At 46.6% G+C, this 1779-nt stretch carries 3 protein-coding genes; all 3 read left to right on the top strand.

Annotated features, from left to right (window positions below):
* Window positions 1-470, top strand: a 470-nt coding sequence (locus PSI23_RS21235) for an RNA polymerase subunit sigma-70 (RefSeq protein WP_273556939.1), incomplete at its 5' end; no start/stop codon positions are given.
* A gap of 402 nt (window positions 471-872) precedes the next feature.
* Window positions 873-1220, top strand: coding sequence for a hypothetical protein (locus tag PSI23_RS21240; RefSeq protein WP_273556940.1), 348 nt, complete (start codon window positions 873-875; stop codon window positions 1218-1220).
* Window positions 1221-1446: 226 nt separating this feature from the next.
* The gene (locus PSI23_RS21245; protein WP_273556941.1) at window positions 1447-1731 is read left to right on the top strand and encodes a hypothetical protein; all 285 of its coding nucleotides are present in this window, start codon (window positions 1447-1449) and stop codon (window positions 1729-1731) included.
* Window positions 1732-1779: the final 48 nt, after the last annotated feature.

A 1779-nucleotide genomic window follows, 5' to 3' on the forward strand; every position in this document is an offset into this window, starting at 1 on the left:
CCAGAGTCGGGAGACACATTAATGTCGATGCGGCTGATGCATGGCGTAGGCAATATATTGATAGTACCGATCCCCGGACAGAGAACGCCAAGAAAGCCAGTTATGCCGAGGTTGAGTCTCTGGAGGTGCGCGCTAAGGCGGTCTATGATGAGCTATTGCGTGGCGAGGTGGATGTACGCCCGATAGAAGAATCCCGCGCCATTAAAGAGCACTATCTGGCGGAACTGGTCAAGCTGGAACACAGCATCAAATCGGGTGAGGTTCTGCCGTGGCGGGATATGGTGAACAAGGTCAGCGAAGAATACGCCCGGATGCGTACCCGTCTGATAGCAATAGCCCCTGAACATGGCCCTCGACTCAGGGCTACCGCGTCCAGCTCAACGGATGCCGAATTCGTGGCAGCCTTACAGGAGATTATCTACGAGGCCATGTACGAACTGAGCCTTGATGATGAGGCCGCTACGGTGTGATAAGGGCAGAATATGCCTGCCAGTAAGAAACAGTCCATACACACCACACAGCCAATGGGAGGGTTTGAAATTAAGCTGTCCCATAACCCTCTGTGCGGTTTAGCCTTGATGATATAACCCTTTGATTTTAGCTAATTCTGTCAGAAAACCAGAATTCCGGTTCTGAGCAGGAATTGTGGAATATCAATAAGTTAAAAGTGACAAATCTCACCTTTATGCAACCTATTGATTTTATTAATAGTCGGCATGGTGCGGTATTTATTGATAATCAATGAGTTACGTAGAGGTATTTTATAACCCATTGATTTTACTTATTTCCGGCACAGGGACAGATATTAATGAAATCAATGAGTTAACCAACTGTTGGGGAAATCCCTATAGTTGCCGTAGATGGTCAAGATTTTGACTATCCCAAAGTGTGATATCCCATTTAGGGTATGGTGGAAATCACCACACCTGTTAGCAGAGCAAAGCCCGAATTCGGGCTTAGGTGATAACTCATTGATATCTAATCAGACGCCAGATTTGGCGTTTGGTCATAGTATAACTGACCCAATTATTTTGGGTTACCTGTCTCGTTGCCCGGAACAAGAACTACACCTCTTTAAGAGGGGCAGTTTGAGTACCGAAAATATCGGTATGCAAAGTTCAATGTCCGATAATCGGACTTTGGGCGTAACTGGTAGTTACTCGCAAATGACGTTGTGCATAAATGACATTTACTCACAATTTGAGCGTCAGTCTGGCTGACTCACAGAATCTGTACACCTCTTTAAGAGGAGCGCAAAAGAGCAAGATAGCGTCAATGTATTACCCTCCATTGTGGTAATCACAACGCAGGTGGGCTTAAGTTTAAGCCGTCCAGTACTAGGTTACTTAATGTCACTCAGTGACTGAGTACGTATTACGTTCGCAGTGATTTAACTGACTGATTATTATCATGGTTGAAATTCCAACCATCTACAGGCGGTGGAAAATGGCACGAAGACAGAAGAAGAACGCACCCTCGATAGTCGCCACGGTCACAGGGAAGATTACCGTTGCCCCCAAGCGTATAAAGTGCCAGACAGGTAAAGTGATGGCCGTTGCTACTATGCAGGTACAGAGCGATAAGCGCAGTGATTACCCGCTGCGTGTCGTGGGCTTTGATGAAATGGCGCTATCGGTGATGCTGTTACAGAAAGGTCAGGTGATCACGGTGACGGGAAAGGCTTCTTACTGGCAGGGCTATCAGTTAGCTGTTACCTCAATCACTCAATAGGTTCCGACGAAATTCGTCGCAACCTCTTCACAAGGTTAGTGCGTTTAG

This window comes from Xenorhabdus yunnanensis (genome assembly GCF_028598805.1).
GTDB lineage: Bacteria > Pseudomonadota > Gammaproteobacteria > Enterobacterales > Enterobacteriaceae > Xenorhabdus > Xenorhabdus yunnanensis.